The 17,226-nt window shown below is 70.2% G+C and carries 13 protein-coding genes and 1 pseudogene; 2 read left to right on the top strand and 12 right to left on the bottom strand.

Features of this window, described 5'->3' with window-relative positions:
- Positions 1 to 148 precede the first annotated feature (148 nt).
- Positions 149 to 2,956 (top strand): aconitate hydratase AcnA, encoded by a 2,808-nt coding sequence (gene acnA / locus ACZ63D_RS23455; protein ID WP_465356474.1) that lies wholly within the window; start codon positions 149 to 151, stop codon positions 2,954 to 2,956.
- Between the two features lie 126 nt (positions 2,957 to 3,082).
- Here the strand turns inward: acnA and ACZ63D_RS23450 are convergent.
- The 12 genes and pseudogenes from ACZ63D_RS23450 to ACZ63D_RS23395 form a co-directional block, all read right to left on the bottom strand.
- Positions 3,083 to 3,339: pseudogene (locus tag ACZ63D_RS23450) on the bottom strand (GH12 family glycosyl hydrolase domain-containing protein); the annotation flags it as partial.
- 225 nt (positions 3,340 to 3,564) lie between these two features.
- On the bottom strand, positions 3,565 to 5,169 hold the full coding sequence (locus ACZ63D_RS23445) for a phospholipase C (protein WP_465356473.1): 1,605 nt from the start codon (positions 5,167 to 5,169) through the stop codon (positions 3,565 to 3,567).
- 17 nt (positions 5,170 to 5,186) lie between these two features.
- Positions 5,187 to 6,347 carry a Dyp-type peroxidase gene (locus ACZ63D_RS23440; RefSeq protein WP_465356472.1) on the bottom strand — a complete coding sequence of 387 codons (1,161 nt, stop codon included), beginning with the start codon at positions 6,345 to 6,347 and terminating at the stop codon, positions 5,187 to 5,189.
- Entirely contained in the window at positions 6,344 to 7,483 is a 1,140-nt protein-coding gene (locus tag ACZ63D_RS23435) for an EfeM/EfeO family lipoprotein (protein ID WP_465356471.1), read from the bottom strand. Before ACZ63D_RS23435 ends, ACZ63D_RS23440 begins: the two co-directional genes overlap by 4 nt.
- A gap of 117 nt (positions 7,484 to 7,600) precedes the next feature.
- Positions 7,601 to 9,226, bottom strand: a complete 1,626-nt coding sequence (locus tag ACZ63D_RS23430) for an alpha/beta hydrolase (protein ID WP_465356470.1) — start codon at positions 9,224 to 9,226, stop codon at positions 7,601 to 7,603.
- A 115-nt stretch (positions 9,227 to 9,341) separates the two neighbouring features.
- Entirely contained in the window at positions 9,342 to 9,746 is a 405-nt protein-coding gene (locus ACZ63D_RS23425) for an Imm7 family immunity protein (RefSeq protein WP_465356469.1), read from the bottom strand.
- A gap of 19 nt (positions 9,747 to 9,765) precedes the next feature.
- Positions 9,766 to 10,236, bottom strand: coding sequence for a nitroreductase family deazaflavin-dependent oxidoreductase (locus ACZ63D_RS23420; protein ID WP_465356468.1), 471 nt, complete (start codon positions 10,234 to 10,236; stop codon positions 9,766 to 9,768).
- Positions 10,229 to 11,200 (bottom strand): L-histidine N(alpha)-methyltransferase, encoded by a 972-nt coding sequence (egtD, locus tag ACZ63D_RS23415; protein ID WP_465356467.1) that lies wholly within the window; start codon positions 11,198 to 11,200, stop codon positions 10,229 to 10,231. The genes ACZ63D_RS23420 and egtD overlap by 8 nt, the downstream gene beginning before the upstream one ends.
- Positions 11,197 to 11,961, bottom strand: a complete 765-nt coding sequence (gene egtC / locus ACZ63D_RS23410; protein WP_465356466.1) for an ergothioneine biosynthesis protein EgtC — start codon at positions 11,959 to 11,961, stop codon at positions 11,197 to 11,199. Before egtC ends, egtD begins: the two co-directional genes overlap by 4 nt.
- Positions 11,962 to 11,965: 4 nt before the next feature.
- The gene (gene egtB / locus ACZ63D_RS23405) at positions 11,966 to 13,315 is read right to left on the bottom strand and encodes an ergothioneine biosynthesis protein EgtB (RefSeq protein WP_465356465.1); all 1,350 of its coding nucleotides are present in this window, start codon (positions 13,313 to 13,315) and stop codon (positions 11,966 to 11,968) included.
- Between the two features lie 62 nt (positions 13,316 to 13,377).
- Entirely contained in the window at positions 13,378 to 14,640 is a 1,263-nt protein-coding gene (locus ACZ63D_RS23400; protein WP_465356464.1) for a glutamate-cysteine ligase family protein, read from the bottom strand.
- Positions 14,641 to 14,831: 191 nt separating this feature from the next.
- Positions 14,832 to 15,758, bottom strand: coding sequence for a LysR family transcriptional regulator (locus tag ACZ63D_RS23395; RefSeq protein ID WP_465356463.1), 927 nt, complete (start codon positions 15,756 to 15,758; stop codon positions 14,832 to 14,834).
- A gap of 120 nt (positions 15,759 to 15,878) precedes the next feature.
- On the opposite strand from ACZ63D_RS23395, the gene ACZ63D_RS23390 reads away from it, so the two are divergent.
- Complete coding sequence (locus tag ACZ63D_RS23390; RefSeq protein WP_465356462.1) at positions 15,879 to 17,072, top strand: Glu/Leu/Phe/Val dehydrogenase dimerization domain-containing protein; 1,194 nt, start codon at positions 15,879 to 15,881, stop codon at positions 17,070 to 17,072.
- Positions 17,073 to 17,226: the final 154 nt, after the last annotated feature.

Below are 17,226 nucleotides of genomic sequence, written 5' to 3'. Positions count from 1 at the left end.
CGGACGAGGTGTGCCCTCCCGGTTCCGGTTCTACGGTGGGGGTGCGCAAGACTCGCCTGGGTCGACCCGACGACCCGGAGAACGACACCGAACTGACCCGGGAGGACACGCCCGCCGCGGCGTGGAATCCATGCCACTGGAGTTAGACGTGACTGCACCTAGCAAGGACAGCTTCGGCGCCAAGGACACCTTGCGGGTGGAAGAGAACTCTTACGAGATCTTCCGCCTGGACAAGGTCGAAGGCTCCGCCCGGCTGCCCTACAGCCTGAAGATCCTCCTCGAGAACCTGCTGCGCACCGAGGACGGCGCGAACATCACCGCCGACCACATCCGCGCGCTCGGCGGCTGGGATCCGAACGCGGACCCGTCGATCGAGATCCAGTTCACGCCCGCCCGGGTGATCATGCAGGACTTCACCGGCGTGCCGTGCGTGGTCGACCTGGCCACCATGCGCGAGGCCGTGACCGCCCTCGGCGGCGACCCGGACAAGGTGAACCCGCTCGCGCCCGCCGAGATGGTCATCGACCACTCGGTGATCATCGACGTGTTCGGCCGCGCGGACGCCTTCGAGCGCAACGTGGAGATCGAGTACGAGCGCAACCGCGAGCGCTACCAGTTCCTGCGCTGGGGCCAGGGCGCCTTCGACGAGTTCAAGGTCGTCCCGCCGGGCACCGGCATCGTGCACCAGGTCAACATCGAGCACCTGGCCCGCACGGTCATGGCACGCAACGGCCAGGCCTACCCCGACTCCTGCGTCGGCACCGACTCGCACACCACCATGGTCAACGGCCTGGGCGTGCTGGGCTGGGGCGTCGGCGGCATCGAGGCCGAGGCGGCCATGCTGGGCCAGCCGGTGTCGATGCTGATCCCGCGCGTCGTCGGCTTCAAGCTGACCGGCGAGATCCCGGCCGGCGTGACCGCGACCGACGTCGTGCTCACCATCACCGAGATGCTGCGCCGCCACGGCGTGGTCGGCAAGTTCGTCGAGTTCTACGGCGAGAGCGTCGCCCAGGTGCCGCTGGCCAACCGCGCCACCATCGGCAACATGAGCCCGGAGTTCGGCTCCACCGCGGCGATCTTCCCGATCGACGACGAGACCGTCCGCTACCTCAAGCTGACCGGCCGCTCGGCCGAGCAGGTGGCGCTGGTCGAGGCGTACGCCAAGGAGCAGGGCCTCTGGCACGACCCGTCGCACGAGGCGCAGTACTCCGAGTACCTCGAGCTGGACCTGTCGACGGTCGTCCCGTCGATCGCCGGCCCGAAGCGCCCGCAGGACCGCATCGAGCTGTCCGACGCGAAGTCCTCGTTCCGCAAGTCGGTGCACGACTACGTCGGGGACGAGCAGCCCACCCCGCACACCAACGTCGACGAGTCCGTCGAGGAGAGCTTCCCGGCCTCCGACCCGGCCGCGCTGTCGTTCCAGGACGAGACCGCCGTGCCGGTGCAGTCCGCGGCGAACGGGGCCACCGGGCGGCCGACCAAGCCGGTCAAGGTGTCCACCGCCGACCGCGGCGAGTTCGTGCTCGACCACGGCGCCGTGGTGATCGCCTCGATCACCTCGTGCACCAACACCTCCAACCCGTCGGTCATGCTGGGCGCGGCGCTGCTCGCGCGCAACGCGGTCGACAAGGGCCTGTCGGTCAAGCCGTGGGTCAAGACGTCGATGGCCCCGGGTTCGCAGGTCGTCACCGACTACTACGACAAGGCCGGCCTCTGGCCGTACCTGGAGAAGCTGGGCTACCACCTGGTCGGCTACGGCTGCACCACCTGCATCGGCAACTCGGGCCCGCTGTCGGACGAGATCTCCGCCGCGATCCAGGAGAACGACCTCACCGCGGTTTCGGTGCTCTCGGGCAACCGGAACTTCGAGGGCCGGATCAACCCGGACGTCAAGATGAACTACCTGGCGTCGCCGCCGCTGGTCATCGCCTACGCGCTGGCCGGGACGATGGACTTCGACTTCGAGACCCAGCCGCTGGGCCAGGACTCCGACGGCAACGACGTGTTCCTCAAGGACATCTGGCCGTCGCCGCAGGAGATCCAGGAGACCATCGACTCCGCGATCACCCAGGAGATGTTCACCAAGGACTACGCCGACGTGTTCGACGGCGGCGAGCGGTGGAAGTCGCTGCCGACGCCGACCGGCAAGACCTTCGAATGGGACGCCGAGTCCACCTACGTCCGGAAGCCCCCGTACTTCGACGGCATGACCGCCGAACCGGCCCCGGTGCAGGACATCTCGGGCGCGCGGGTGCTGGCGAAGCTGGGCGACTCGGTCACCACCGACCACATCTCCCCCGCCGGCGCGATCAAGGCCGACACCCCGGCCGGCCGCTACCTGACCGAGCACGGCATCGACCGCAAGGACTTCAACTCCTACGGGTCGCGCCGCGGCAACCACGAGGTCATGATCCGCGGCACCTTCGCCAACATCCGGCTGCGCAACCAGCTGCTGGACGACGTGCAGGGCGGCTACACCCGCGACTTCACCCAGGAAGGCGGGCCGCAGGCGTTCATCTACGACGCGGCCCAGAACTACGCGGCGGCGGGCACCCCGCTGGTCGTCCTGGGCGGCAAGGAGTACGGCTCCGGTTCGTCGCGCGACTGGGCGGCGAAGGGCACTTCGCTGCTGGGCGTCCGCGCGGTGATCACCGAATCGTTCGAGCGCATCCACCGCTCGAACCTGATCGGCATGGGCGTCATCCCGCTGCAGTTCCCGGAGGGCGAATCGGCGTCGTCGCTGAAACTGGACGGCACCGAGACGTTCGACATCGAAGGCATCACGAAGCTGAACGAGGGCGAGACCCCGCGGACGGTGCACGTGACCGCCACGAAGGAAGACGGCTCGAAGGTGGAGTTCGACGCGGTCGTTCGCATCGACACCCCGGGCGAGGCGGACTACTACCGCAACGGCGGCATCCTGCAGTACGTGCTGCGCAAGATGACCAAGTCCTGACCTGACAGGCGAAAAGCCCGCTCCCGCGTTCGCGCGGGAGCGGGCTTTTCGCGTTCCGTGAGGGGAACCCGGAGGCAAGCAGAGTCCGTGACGGCGGCCCTCACGACCCGCCGGAGAAGACCCCGCTCAGGACGAGGACACCGAATAGCTGTTCGCGGTGAAGTTTATCCCGCCGGCGGACGAGGTGATCTCGAAGCCGAACTGCACCTCACCGAGGGTGACGTCGCCGAACCAGCCCCGGGCTTTGATCCAGTTCAGCACCGCGAGCACGTCGACCGAACCGCGTTGGTGTTCGAGGTTCGCAGGAACGAGAAGACCGCGTTGCCGCCGTTCGATCCTTTGCAGACGTCCCAGGTGTACCCGCCGACAGTCACCGTGGTCCGGCGAAGGCACGTAGGACATCTGGGCGGAGAACAACGCCTGCGAGATCATTCTTGGCCGAGTGCGGGTAGGACTTCACTCCCCCGTGTCCGGCTGGTCGGAGTAGACGCCGAAGCGTGGCGGCGGGACACGGAATTCCTGCTCGGTCCGGACGTGCTGATCGTGCCGATCCTGCCCGGCTGAGCGGAGACCGGGCGGCCAATGCGGGCCGCCCCGTCTCCCCTCGGCTAGCCGACCACCGCGCCGGTTTCCGGGTCCAGTTTCACCGGTTTCGCCTTCGGATGCGAGAAGTCGAACATCCCGGACAACGACCCCGCCATCGCGTCGAACGATCCGCCGCCGATCCGGCCCAGATGCCAGTTGTCCTCGATGAACCGCAGCACCGAGGTCTGGTCCGTCATCGTGTGGTCGACGTGATTCACCTTGCTGTACGGCGAAATCACCAGCAATGGCAGCCTCGGCCCGTACCCGCAGCGGTCCGCGAACCCGCCCAGTTTCACCGGCTTCGCCGTGCAGACCGAAGCGTCTTGCGCGGAGTCGTGCGAGCCGTTGAGGATTTTCGGCGCCACGTGGTCGTACCAGCCGTCCGAATCGTCGTAGGCCAGCACGATCGCGGTGTTCTTCCACTGCGGCGACGCCTGGATCCGGTTGATCTCGTCGGCCACGAACGCCTGCTCGTCCAGCGGGTCGGAGTAGCCCGCGTGCCCGTCCTGGTATTCCGGCGCTTTCAGGAAACTCACCGCGGGCATCGTCCCCGCGGCGAGGGCGTCGTTGAAGTCCCGGACGTCGTACTGGTGGTTCGCCTGGTCCTGCTGGCCGACCGCGTGCAGCGAGGACGGCGGCAGGTGCTTCCGGTTCGAGGTCGACTGGTAGTACTGGAACGGCTCGTGGTGCGGGCTGTAGTCCACAGAGGACTGACCGCCGACGTTCGCGTGTTTCGTCCCGCAGACGGCGTATCCGTTCGCCTCGCCGGTGGGCCGGAAGCCGCCCTCGAACCAGCCCCAGGTGACGCCACGCGCGTTCAGCAGGTCGCCGACGTTGCGACCCTGGAACGCGCCGAGGTTGTCCTTCGCGGTGTGGTTCTTGTCCGAACAGTCGTCGAACGCCGGGTCCGGGTCGGTGATCATGGTGCCGACCCCGCGCGAGTCGGGCGAGGCCGCGGTGTGCGGGTCGACCTTCGGCTCGCCGGTGACCGAATCCACCGGCTGAAGGCCGTGCGTCTGGCCGGAAATCAGGTTGATCGCGCCAGGGCTGGACGGGCCGAAGACGGTGTTGAAGGAGTTGTCGTTCAGCGCGTAATGCTGGGCGTAGTTCCACATCGCGGTGACGGTGTTGCCGTCGAAGTAGTTCATCACCAGGCCCGGCTCGCCGAACAGCACGGGCTGCCCGGTGCACTTGTCCTTCTCGGTGTACTCGACGAACTTGTCCATTTTGCCGCCGTTGAACGCGGCCTGTTCCTTCTTGTAGTCGTGCGCCTGGTCGCAGGTGAGCGCGTGGTCCGGGCTCAGCCGCTTCGGGTTGTAGGCGTTCGGGTTGTGCTGCAACAGTTCCGGGGTGAGGCCGCTGACCTTCGGGGTGCCGGGCGCGGCGTGGAACGGGGTGCCGTTTTCGTTGGTGGCGTTCGGATAAGTGCCGAAGTAATGGTCGAAGGAGATGTTCTCGCCGAAGATCACCACCACGTGCTTGATCGGCGTCGCCGTCGTGAAGGTTTCGGCGGCGATCGCGTGTGCCGGCGCCGAGGTCGACGCCGAACTGCTCGCGCACGCCGCTGCCAGCGCCGCGGTCGCCGCCAGCGCGGCTGCGGTCGTGGCCCGCCTTCTGGTCCGCTTCACTCCCGAACTCCTTCCGCTCAGCCCAGCACTGCCCGGCCGTAGTAGTCGGCCGGATCCGTCACGCCCGGGAACAGGTGGAAATACCCGCCCCCGAACGGCGAGACGTAGTCGGTGAGCGGCTCCCCGGCGAGCCGCTTCTGCACAGCCTCGAATTGCTGCTCGAGATCGCGCTGGTAACAGGTGAAGACCAGGCCCATGTCGAGGTTGCCGTTGGAATCCACGCCGCGGTCGTAGTTCACCGCGCGGCGCAGGATCCGCTGTCCGTCGGTCTGCGGGGTACGCGGGTTCGCGAGCCGGATGTGGCTGGTCAGCGGGATGACCGTGCCGATCGGGTCCTCGGCGTAGCGCGGGACGTCCTGCTCGGCCGCACCGTCGAGCGGCGCGCCGGTGTCGCGGCGGCGGCCGATCATGTTCTCCTGCTCCGACAGCGAAACCCGGTCCCAGAACTCGACCAGCATCCGGATCAGCCGGACGACCTGATAGCTGCCGCCGTCGTCCGTCCACACGAGACTGTCCGCTTCGGACGGTCCGGGATTCGAGGTGCCGTCTTTGAATCCGAGCAGATTGCGCGGCGTCCCGGCCGGACGCGGCGGGGAGCTGAACCCGTCGATCTTCCAGCGCAGCTGCATCCCGCCACGGGTCGCGCGGGCGATGTCGCGCAACGCGTGCAGCACGGTGTCCGGTTCGGCGGCGTTGAGCACCAGGCTGAGATCTCCGTGGCACCACTGTGGATCGAGCGCGTCGTCCGGGAACATCGGCATCTGCTTGAGCTTCGGCGGTTTGCGCGCGGTGAGCCCGTACCGGTCGTCAAACAGCGAAGCACCAGCGCCGACGAGCACCGACAACTCGCCTTTCGGGACTTCCGGGCCGAGGACGCCGGAATCCGCGGGCGGCCCGGTGATCCCGACCGACGCGGGTGCACCGCCGCTCGTGAGAAACCGCGCGCGGGCGGTGAGTTCCTTGAGCAGGGCGGTGAGTTCGGCACGGTTCTCAGCCACGACATCGAACGCGGCGACAACCGAATGTCGCGCCGGTTCCACCAGCACCGCCGTTTGACGGGGACCGTGGAACGGCATCGCTCCCCCGGCCGCCGTCGCACTCCCGGACAGCCCGGCCAGACCCGCCCCCGCCCCGGCGGCCGCCGCTCCGCGCAGGAACGCGCGCCGCCCCAGCGTCACGAGACCCTCCTCGGCTCCGCGATCGCCGCGACCGGGGCCAAGCGCTCGGTCAGCTCAGCGACGTCGGCGTTGATCCGCTGCCGCTGTTTCCGGTCGAGAGCGGAGAGCGGTTTCCCGGCGGCTGCTTGGAGATCACGGTCGGTGCGGGCGATCCAGGCGTCGAGGTCTTTCAGCCCGGGGAACCGGGTGGCCAGCAGCGGGCGCAGCACGTCGAGCACCGCACGGGTGCCGGTGAGGTTCGCGCGGGCGGTCGCGAGATTCGAGCCGCTGCCGTAGTCGGTGCGGCCGGTCAGCTCGAACTGGAGGGTGTTTTCCATGATCTCGTGCGCGCGCAAGCCGAGGTCGTTCTGATCGATCTGAGCGTCGGCGAACGACGTGCGCAGCTTGCGAACCGCTTGGTCGAGCTGGTCGGCAATCGGGCTCAGCGCGGGCATCGCTTCGCCGTGCCACAAGCCGTTCTCCAGGCGATGGAACCCCGTGAAGCCCGGATCGGCCGCCCCGGAGGGCAGCCCGGCGGTGGTGCCGTTGATCGCGCCGTCCGAGTCGCCGAAGGCGTTGTAGGCAGCACCAAGCCGTTCATAGGTCAGGTGCGCGACGAGCCAGGCCTGTTGCGCCGCACCGCGATTCCCCGACTGGACGGCCTGGGCCAGCGCGGCGGTCTGACCGGCGAGCGTGCCGAGGCCGTCGGCGACATAGGCGTGATACTGCTTGAGCGGCCCGAGCAGGTCGGCGTTGGTCACCGGCACCACCGCTGGTCCCGGCCGGTCCGCACCTCCGGTGACTTGCACTGCCGGGCCGACGAACGGCGTGCCGTCCTCGGGCGCGCACCGCAGGGCGTACGCACCGTTGCCGAAGTTCACCGGCAACGCGCGCGTCGTGCCCGGACCGACGCCTTCCAGCTCCCCGAAAACCGTGCCGGTGGCCGGGTCGACCAGCTCGATTTCCATGGTGACGGCGGCGTCGTTGCGGATCTGGAGGGTCTGCGGCCCGGGCGGCGGCGCGGTCCAGCCGTCGCCGCAGGCCGAGCGCGAAACCGGGACCGGACCGGCCTGGGCGGGCGAGCCGGAGCAACCGGCGAGCACCGCGGTCCCGGCGAGGACCGCGGCCGCGCCGAACCCGCCCGCCCAGCGCCGCACGTCAACTCCCCTCAGGTGAACTTCTGGCGGACACTTTCACCGATCCGCCGGGCGCTGACAAGAGGGTTGTGCCGTTATGCCCGGTTTCGGGCCGAGATCGACCGGAAGATCAACCGATCAGCCGTTCGCGGACGTCGTGAAGGGCTGCTGGTCCGGCTGGAACACCTGGCCGTCGGCGGGCACCTTCAAATCGATCAGGTACGCGGCGGTCGCGTCGTCCACACCGCGCGCTTTGCCGAGGATGCAGTGGCCGAACGCGTCGACCGACAGCAGCCGCGAGTTGCCCAGCTCCTCGGCCATCCGCTGGCCGAAGCGGTACCGGGTGGCCGGGTCGTAGAAGTTGCTGACCACGAGCACCGGCGTCGCGGTGTTCGCGCGCCACGGCCCGCGGAACGGGTCGGAGGTCTTCGCGGCGGGCCACACCGGGCAGGCGGCGATGTCGGAGAACACCTGGTAGCGGCCGAACGTCGGCGATTCCCGGTCCGCCTTGCCCGCGATCGCGGGCACCTGCTCCTGCCGGATCCGCATCGGCTTGTCCGCGCAGTTCACTGCGAAGTAGGAGTCGTCGCCGGTGTACGGGCTGTCCGGGGCGAGGTCGAGCCGGCCGCCGCGGCCCGCGGAGAGAGTGCTCTTCCGCATGGACTGGGCCTGCAGCGACGGGTGCAGCGCCGAGTACGCCTGCTGCAGATTCGCGGCCAGCTCGCCGAACGAGGCGGGCGAGTACATCGCGCTCGACACCGCGCCGGTCAGGGTGCCGAGGTCGACCTTCGTGCCGTCGGGCAGCGTGATCGGCTCGGTGCGCAGGTGCTCGCGAAGCTCGTCGAACTTCGCCCGCGGGTTGCCCGCGCTGAACGCGCATTTGTCGCCGGCCTGAGCACAGCGTTTGAGGAAGCCGTCGAGGGCGATCTCGAAGCCCTGCGCCCGCGCGAGGTCGTAGGTGACGCCGTCGTTGGTGCGCAGCTGCGGGTCGACGTTCCCGTCGATCACGATCGCGCGCGTCTGCTTCGGGAACATCGCGGCGTAGGTGGAACCGACGAGGGTGCCGTAGGAGAACCCGGTGTAGGTCAGCTGCTTGTCGCCGACCGCGGCGCGCAGCTGGTCGAGGTCGCGCACGACGTCGCGGGTGGACATGTGGTCGAGCAGCGCGCCCGCGTTGCGGCGGCAGAACTGGCCGTAGTCGCGGTACGCGGCGAGCGTGCCGGAGATTTCCTTGCGCGACAACGGAACCGGGACCATCTGGCCCTGGACGTCGGCGGCGTCCTCAGCGGTGGTGAAGCACCGCAGCGGATTGCTGGCCCCGACGCCGCGCGGGTCGAACCCGACGAGGTCGAACCGGTCCATCACCTGCGGACGGAAGTAGCGGTCGCCCGCGATCGGCATCCGCAACCCGGACCCGCCCGGACCGCCCGGGTTGAGGAACAGCGACCCGATCCGCTGCCCGGGAATCTTGGCCGCGCGCTTCATCAGCGCGATGTCGATGGTGCCGAGCGACGCGTCGTCGTGGTCGATCGGCACGCGATACCGCGAGCAGCTGTACAGCTTCACCTGGTCTTCCGGGACGCCGCGCAGCTGTTCTTTGGTGCAGTCCTCCCACTTGACCGGCGCGGTGCGCGCGATCTCCGCGGGTTTGGCCGGTGCCGCCGGGCCCGCAGGCGCCGCGACGGCAGTGCCCGCCAGCCCGGTCAGCGCGGTCGCGATCGCCGCGACCAAAGCTCCGGTTCGTGCTCTTTTCGTTCCGCGCACGTGGAATCTCCCCTGGTTGCCCACCCGTCTGATTACGGGGCGTCACCGAGACTGGCATAATCCGGCCAAGCCGGGCACCGGCCAAAAGGAGGATCTGCGGGTTCGGGCGGTCGGTTCAGGGATCCTCGACGACGGGCTGGAGCGGCGAAAGGAACGGGTCGAGCCGGACGGTGAGCTCGCCGCGAGCCATGACCCGGACCCGGTAGCCGTACGGCCAAGGCCACTCGCTCGACTCTTCGTCCCACTCGTACAAGATGCCGTGCGAGCCGGGAAGCACCCGGGCGATGTATTCCAGCAGTTCGTCCAGTTCGGCTCGGTGCACCCCGGTGTGGTTCGGCATGCCGTTCACCCACAAGACGAACATGCCGTTGAAGACCTTCAGCCGCGCTTCGCCGGACGTCCAGTCGATCGCGTCGACGCGCGCGCGGACGTCCTCGATCAGCTCGTCGAACTTCTCCTCGCCCCACGGCGGCTCAGCCGGGGATTCCGCGAGGTCGAACCAGCCGTGGAACTTGTACATCCGCTCTCCCCCGGGACGTTCAGCACCGGGACAGCACGAATACTGGCAGCTCCCGCCCCGCCGCGTCGCGTTCCATTTCGTACCCCGGCCAGAATTCGAGCAGTTCCGCCCACATCCGGTCGTACTCCGCGCCCTCCAGCTCCCGTGCCTTGACCTCGATCTCGCGCCCGCGCAGCGCGACCGTCGCCTTCGGGTTGTCGCGCAGGTTGTGGGTCCACGCCGGATTCTTCGGGCGGCCCCAGTTGGAGCCGGTGAGCACGAACTCGCTGCCGTGCGGGTAGTACAGCAAGTTCGTGCTCCGCGGCAGGCCGCTGCGGCGTCCGGTGGTGGTGAGCCGCAGCGACGGCAGCCCGGCGAGGCCGACCAGGCTGATCCGGCCGCCGAACCACCGGTGCAGCTGCCGGTCGGTCGCGATGATGGCGCGCGAGGCGCCCATCAGCCGGGGCTGGGTGCCGAGCTTGCGGGCGAGTGCCGCGAGAGGGTTACGCACGCACTGATCTTGCCAAACTCACCCCGAACCGCTGCTGTGAGTCTGTCCACCATCGCTCCAGCGCGAACCCGGCGGCGTTCAGTTCCGCCTCGACGCGCTCGGGCCGGAACTTCGCCGACACCTCGGTGCGGATGTGCTCGCCCTCGGCGAAGGGCACGATCAGGTCCGCGCCGGGGATGCGCACCTCCGTCCGGCGGCGGGCGCGCAGCCGCATTTCGATCCACTCGTGTCCGGCGTCCCAGTACGCGACGTGGTCGAACTCGTCCGGGTCGAAGTCCGCGCCCAGTTCGGCGTTGATCACGCGCAGCACGTTGCGGTTGAACGCCGCGGTGACGCCCGCCGCGTCGTCGTAGGCCCGCTCCAGTGTTTCCCGGTCCTTGACCAGGTCGGTGCCGAGCAGCAGCCACTCCCCTTCGCCGAGGACGTCCCGCACCGAGCGCAGGAACTCGGCGCGTTCGCCGGGCAGGAAGTTGCCGATCGTGCCGCCGAGAAAGGCGACGATCCGCGGCGCGGTGCCGGGCAGCAGCCGAAGGTGCTGGGTGAAGTCGCCGACCACCCCGCGCACCTCGAGCTTCGGGTAGTCCGCCGTGATCGCCGCGGCGGCCTCGGCCAGCGCGGACTCCGACACGTCCATCGGCACGAACGCCTCCAGCGTGCCGTGGGCGGTGAACGCGTCCAGCAGGAGCCGGGTCTTCTCGCTCGACCCCGACCCCAGTTCGACGAGCGTATGCGCGCCGGTCTGTTCGGCGACCTCGGCCGCCCGCGCGGCGAGCACCTCGCGTTCGCTGCGGGTCGGGTAGTACTCCGGCAGCGCGGTGATCTTTTCGAACAGTTTGCTGCCTTCGGCGTCGTAGAACCACTTGGGCGGCAACCACTTCTGGTCGGCCGTGAGCCCTTCGCGCACGTCCGCGCGCAGTTCGGCGGTCACGTCGCGGCGATGGCTCTCCAGGTCCGCTTCGGTCATCGGGCGGTGCTCCGTTCCAGGGTCAGGGGAAGGATGTCGACGCCGGCCGCGGTGGCGCGCACGGCGTGGTGGTCGGGCACGGCGGTCCAAGCCGGGTCCGGATCGCACGGCTCCGACGCCAGCACCACGCCGGTTTCCGTGCGGCGCACGGACAACGCGTGCGTCCAGGCAGTGCCGACGAGCAGTTCGCCGTCGGTGAGCAGGAAATTCAGCCGCGAACCCGGGGCGACCGCCTCGACCTCCCGCACGAGAGCGGTCACCGCTTCGAGCGGTTCCTCCCCCGCGCGCAGCCGGGCGCGCAGCAACGCCCACAGCAGTGCGGAGTCCGTCGGCGCCTCAAGGGTGAACAACTCAGTGACGTCCAGCTGCCCGGCCAGGCCGCGCAGCGAACCGGGCCAGCCGCGCACCACGCCGTTGTGGCTGAACAGCCAGCGGTCCTCCGTGAACGGCGCGGCGGCCGCTTCGGTGACTGGCATGCCGGTGGTGCCGTTGCGCACTGCCGCGACGAACGCGGTGGTGCGCACCGACGCGGCCAACGCGGGCAGCGTCTGGTCGGTCCACAGTGGTTCGCGGCGGCGGTAGCGCTGCGGCGGCGCGCCCGGTTCCGGGTACCAGCCGAGGCCGAAGCCGTCGGCGTTCACCGAACCGCCGCCGCGCATGTCGAGCGGCGCGTACGACTGCACGAGCAGCGCGTGCGGCGCGGCGAACATCAGCTCCGCCGGGGACGCCGGCGCGCCGAGATAGGCGAGATGACGGCACATCCGGCTAGCCCGCCTCGCCCGGACGCGGATCGCGCGCGCACCGGAAGCCGGCGAAGATCTGCCGCCGGATCGGGTAGTCCCAGTTGCGGAAGGTGCCCCGGATCGCCGCCGCGTCGGTGCCGAACGACCCGCCGCGCAGGATCTTGTACTCCGGGCCGAAGAACACCTCCGAGTACTCCCGGTACGGGAACGCGGAGAAGCCCGGGTAGCCGTGGAAATCGGTGCTCGTCCACTCCCAGACGTCGCCGATCAGCTGGTGCACGCCCAGCGGCGACGCACCGGCCGGGTACGCGCCGGCCTCGGCCGGGCGCAGGTGGCGCTGCCCGAGGTTGGCGTGCTCGGCGGTCGGTTCCTCGTCGCCCCACGGGAAACGCCGCGACCGCCCGCTCACCGGGTCGTGCCGGGCGGCCTTCTCCCACTCCGCCTCGGTCGGCAGCCGCTTGCCCGCCCAGCGCGCGTACGCCTCGGCCTCGTAGTACGAAACGTGCACGACCGGCTCGTTCTCCGGAACGCGCTCGCGCACGCCGAAGCGGGTGCGCCACCAGCCGTCCGGTTCGCGGCGCCAGAACCGCGGCGCGGTGATGTCGTGCTCCTGCCGGTACGCCCAGCCGGGCTCGCTCCAGAACCGCTGGTCGTGGTAGCCGCCGGATTCCAGGAACTCGACGTACGCCCCGCACGTGACCGGGGTGGTGTCGAGCAGGAAGGCGGGCACGTCGACCTCGTGCGCCGGGCGTTCGTTGTCCAGCGCCCACGGTTCGGCTGTGGTGCCCATGGTGAAGCGGCCGCCCGGAACGAGCACCTCGGCGGGCAGCTTCCGGGCGGGCGCGCGCGGCGGTTCCGGGGCGTGCAGCACCGGTTCGCCCTTGCGCAGCTGGTGAGTGGCCAGCATGGTCTCGTCGTGCTGCTGTTCGTGCTGGGTGATCATGCCGAACGCGAACGCGCTCTCGGTCAGCCTGCGGCCTTCCAGCGGCGCGGTTTCCAAGATGTCGAACGCCTTTTCGCGCACTTCCCTCACGTAGGCCCGGGCCTCGGCCGGCCCGAGCAGCGGCAGCGCCGGACGGTCCGCGCGGGCGTGCTGGAAGGCGTCGTAGAGGTCGTCGATGTCCGGCCGCAGCGGCTCCCGGCCGCCGACGTCGCGGACCAGCCACAGCTCTTCCTGGCTTCCGATGTGCGCGAGGTCCCACACCAGCGGGGACATCAGTTTCGAATGCTGCCGCACGAGGTCTTCGTCGTCGACCGCGTCGGTCAGCGCCACGCTGCGCTCGCGCGCCCGGGTGAGGGCGGCGGCCGCGTGCGCCCGCAGGTCTTGCGGGCTCAGCTCCAGCAACGGGTTCTGTTCGGGGATGGTGCTCATGGCTCCTGGCTCCTCGAGTCCGGTTCGCCGGGCGCCCGGCCCGGCGGTGCTCTCGGTCCTGCTCATCGGTTCTGGCGCGGCACCCCGGCGGCCCGGGCGCGCAGCCCGGCGGCGAGCCCGCGCACGGTGTCCTCGGGAAGCCCGGTGGACGGCAGCCCGGCGATGCCGAGCTCCACCAGTTCCCTGGCCACCGCGGCCAGCTGCGCGTCCGCCGTCCCGCACCGGGCGGCGTCGTCCCACCGGCCCGCCGCGGGCGCGCACACCTCGCGCACTTTGTCCACTGTGGACTGATTCGCCAGCAGCGCGGAGACCAGCGCCACCGGCGGCAGCCATTCCCCCGGCGGCTGCCCGTCCAGGTACCTCAGCTCGAGGTAGCCCTGCGGCCGCACCGGGGTGAACATCGTGGTGAGGTGATAGTCGAGGTCGGCGACCGTCGGACGGCGCAGCACGGTGGCCGCGCCCCGGCCGCTGATCCACTCGGCGAAGGTCAGCCCCTCCGGCGCGTCCCACGGCCGTTCGCCGCGCGGGAACACCATCAGCGGGGTGTCCATCATCCGGCGGGCCCATTCGCGCGCCGGGTCCGGGCCGGGTTCGGGCGACTGGGTGCGGACCGGTTCGGTTTCCCGCACCGCCAGCCAGCGCGCCGAGGCGAACCCGGTGTCGGCTCCCGCGTGGACCCGGGAATTCGCGAACAGGGCCAGCAGCGGCGGCCCCATCGCGTGCGCGGCCGCCCAGCGCGCGGCGACCTCGTGGGCTTCGCCCGCGTCCACGCAGATCTGCAGGCCCGCGGTACTGCACATCATGGTGATGCCGCCCGCCCCGATCGGGGCGAACCGGCGTTCCATGGCGGCGTAGCGAGGGGTGCGCAGAACGCGCCGGGGCGGCCGGTGCTCGTCGATGCCCGCGGCGCCGAGTTCGAGGCCGTGGCGGGCGAGAAGACCGGTGAGATGAGCGAGATCGGCCTCCACAGCCGCGTGCAGCGCACGCAGCGAGGCCTGCGGCAGAGCGGAAAGCTCCACCTGGCACCCGGGTTCCAGGCTCACCGGCGCACCGGCCGGGAGCGGGATCGCGGGACTGTCGGGGCGCAGCGTCCGCGGGGTGTGCGGGCCGAGCGCCGTGGCGAGGACATCGGGGTCGAGCGGGCGGGCCGGGTCGCCGGCGTGGTGCACGGTGAACTCCAGTTCCACCCCGAGCAGTCTCGGCGGGCCGTGCTTGAAACACACCGACGCGACGTACCGCTCCCCTTCCGCGCGGTCGGAAAGGACCCGCGCGGTCCGGTTCGCCGCACTTCCGGATCTGTCCGGAAAATCGTGCACTGCAGTCATCTGTCGCCGTCCCCGTCGGGAGGTCCGCGGGACCGGACCTCGTCGCTTCGCGACGCTACACGCGGGGTCCGACAAAAACAGGTCCGCGAAGCCGCCGAGGCGATCGATAAGGACTCCGTAATCCAGGATGACCTGGGAGTTCACCGAACAGATCACACTCGCCGGCGCTGCTCCATCCGGGGCGCCCCGGCTCAGGGCAGGGCGGGTTCGGCGCCCAGCCCCAATTCGGCCGCCGCCTCCTGCACCGCGGCGATCACCAGATGCAGCGCCGGGCGCCGGATCTCGGTGCGGCGGTAGGCGATCGACACCGTCCGCAGCAGCGGCGGGGCGAGCGCGACGACGTCGATCCCGGGCGGGCGCAGCAGCCGGAGGCCGAGATCGGACACCAGGGTGACGCCGAGGCCGGCGCCCACCATCGCCATCGCGGTCGACTGCTCCTCCACCTCGTGGTTGATCTTCGGCTGGAACCCGTGCCGCTGGCACGCGATCCGGATCGCCCGGCCGAAATGGGACTTGGGGCTCGCCAGGATCCACGGGTGCTCCGCCAGCGCGTCCAGCGGAGCCACCCCGGACGGCAGCGCGCCCGCCGGGACCGCCGCGTGCAGCCGCTCCACCGCCACGACCGCGCGCTCCAGCCCGTCGCTCCACTCCGTCGGGGCGTCGGAGTAGTCGATGACGAACGACAGGTCCAGCGTGCCGTCCCGCACCGCGTCCGCGGTCGACTCCGGGGCCAGTTCCTTCGTCCGCACCTGGATTCCCGGGTAGTCCGCGGCCAAGGCGGTGAGCGCGGTGGGGAGCAGGCCGGACGCCACGGACGCCCAGACCCCCGCGGTGAGCCGCGCGGACATCGACCCCTGCGCCTCCTCCAGCGCGAGCGTCGCGCGCTCGACCGAGCCCAGGATGTCCTCGGCGTGCTCGGTGAGCAGAATGCCGAGTTCGGTCAGCTGGACCCGGCGGCCGAGCCGTTCGAACAGCTTCGCGCCCACGTCGCGTTCGAGTTGCGCGAGTTGCTGGGATACCGCCGAAGCGGTGTAATGCAACGCCGCGGCAGCCGCGGTGACCGTGCCCCTGCGGTGCAGTTCGCGGAGCATCCTCAAGCGGTGCAACGAAAGCTCCATGTACGAACCCTAAACAACTTCGTGCAGGTTCGGTAAATAGACGCGGGCCCGGATCCGGCCCCACCCTCGAAAGCAGGCGGCGAACGGCGCCGCCCAGGACTCGAGGAGGTGAGTGGCTCGATGGACACGCGGACCGCCGAACCGCTGATGAAGCTCACGTGGACGGATCCGGTCACGGGTGCGCGCGGCTACCTGGTCGTGCACAGCCTGGTTTCCGGCGTCGCCACGGGCGGCACGCGGATGCGCGCCGGCTGCACCGTCGACGAGGTGGCCGACCTCGCCCGCGGCATGGCCAACAAGACGGCCGCGTTCAACCTCCCCGTCGGCGGCGCGAAGGGCGGCATCGACTTCGACCCGAAGGACCCGCGCGCGAAGGGCGTGCTCACCCGTTTCTGCGAGTTCCTGCGCACCTGGCTGGACGCCAGCTGGGTGACCGCCGAGGACCTCGGCGTGCCGCAGCACCTCATCGACGAGGTTTTCGCGGATCTCGGGCTGGAGCAGTCGTACCACGCGGCCATCCGCCGGTCGGCCGATCCGGCTCGGACGCTTCGCCGCGTTCAGGCTGGGCTCAACGCTCCGGTGCCGGGCGGGCAGTTGCTCGGGGACGTCATCGGGGGGTATGGGGTCGCGCAGGCTTGCCTGGGGGCGGCGAACACCTGGGGCTGGGGGGTGCCGGAGACGACCGTCGCGATCCAGGGCATCGGGACCATGGGCGGAGGGGCCGCCTGGTACCTGCACGAGGCGGGGATGAAGGTCGTCGCGGTCGCGGACGCGGCGGGGACGTTGTACGACCCCGAGGGGTTGGACGTGCCGGCGCTGCTGGAGTCGCGGGACCGGTTCGGGGAGGTGGACCGGGGGCGGTTGCCGGAGGGGGTTCAGGCGCTGCCGCGGGAGGCCGTGGTTTCCGTCGCGGCGGATATTTTCGTGCCCGCGGCTATTTCTTATGCGTTGCGGGTGGACAACGAGAATCTGGTGAAGGCCAAGGTGGTGGTCGAGGCTGCCAATGCGGCTACTACGCCGGAGGCGGAGGCCGCGTTGTCCGCGCGGGGGGTGGCGGTGATTCCGGACTTCATCGCCAATGCGGGGGCGGCGGCTTGGGCCTGGTGGTTGCTGCTCGGGGAGGTGGGGGCGGATCCGGCGGATTCGTTCTTGCGGTTGAGGACGGAGATGCAGGCGAAGGTGGCGTTGGTGCTGGCGGAGTGGCATCTGGACCGGGTTCCGCCTCGGGTTACGGCGTTGCGGCAGGCGGAGGCGGTCCGGGAGGAGAGGGCTGCGGAGGCGGTTCGCGGGGCGCCGGTGTTGATGATTCCGTAGGGGGTCGGCTCGTCGCCTGGGGGCGACATTGCGCCGGGGGGTGGGCGTGGGGCACCCCGAAGCTTGATTGTGCTGACGGTTCGGGGGTGGTTGTCCAGGAGGGGAAAAGGACCTTACCACCCCCCCCGAACCACCGAGAAAGCGTTCTCGTTAG

The organism is Amycolatopsis sp. NPDC104775 (assembly GCF_055583325.1).
Note: the sequence above shows the minus strand (reverse complement) of the source record. Positions and strands in the feature narration are given on the sequence as shown.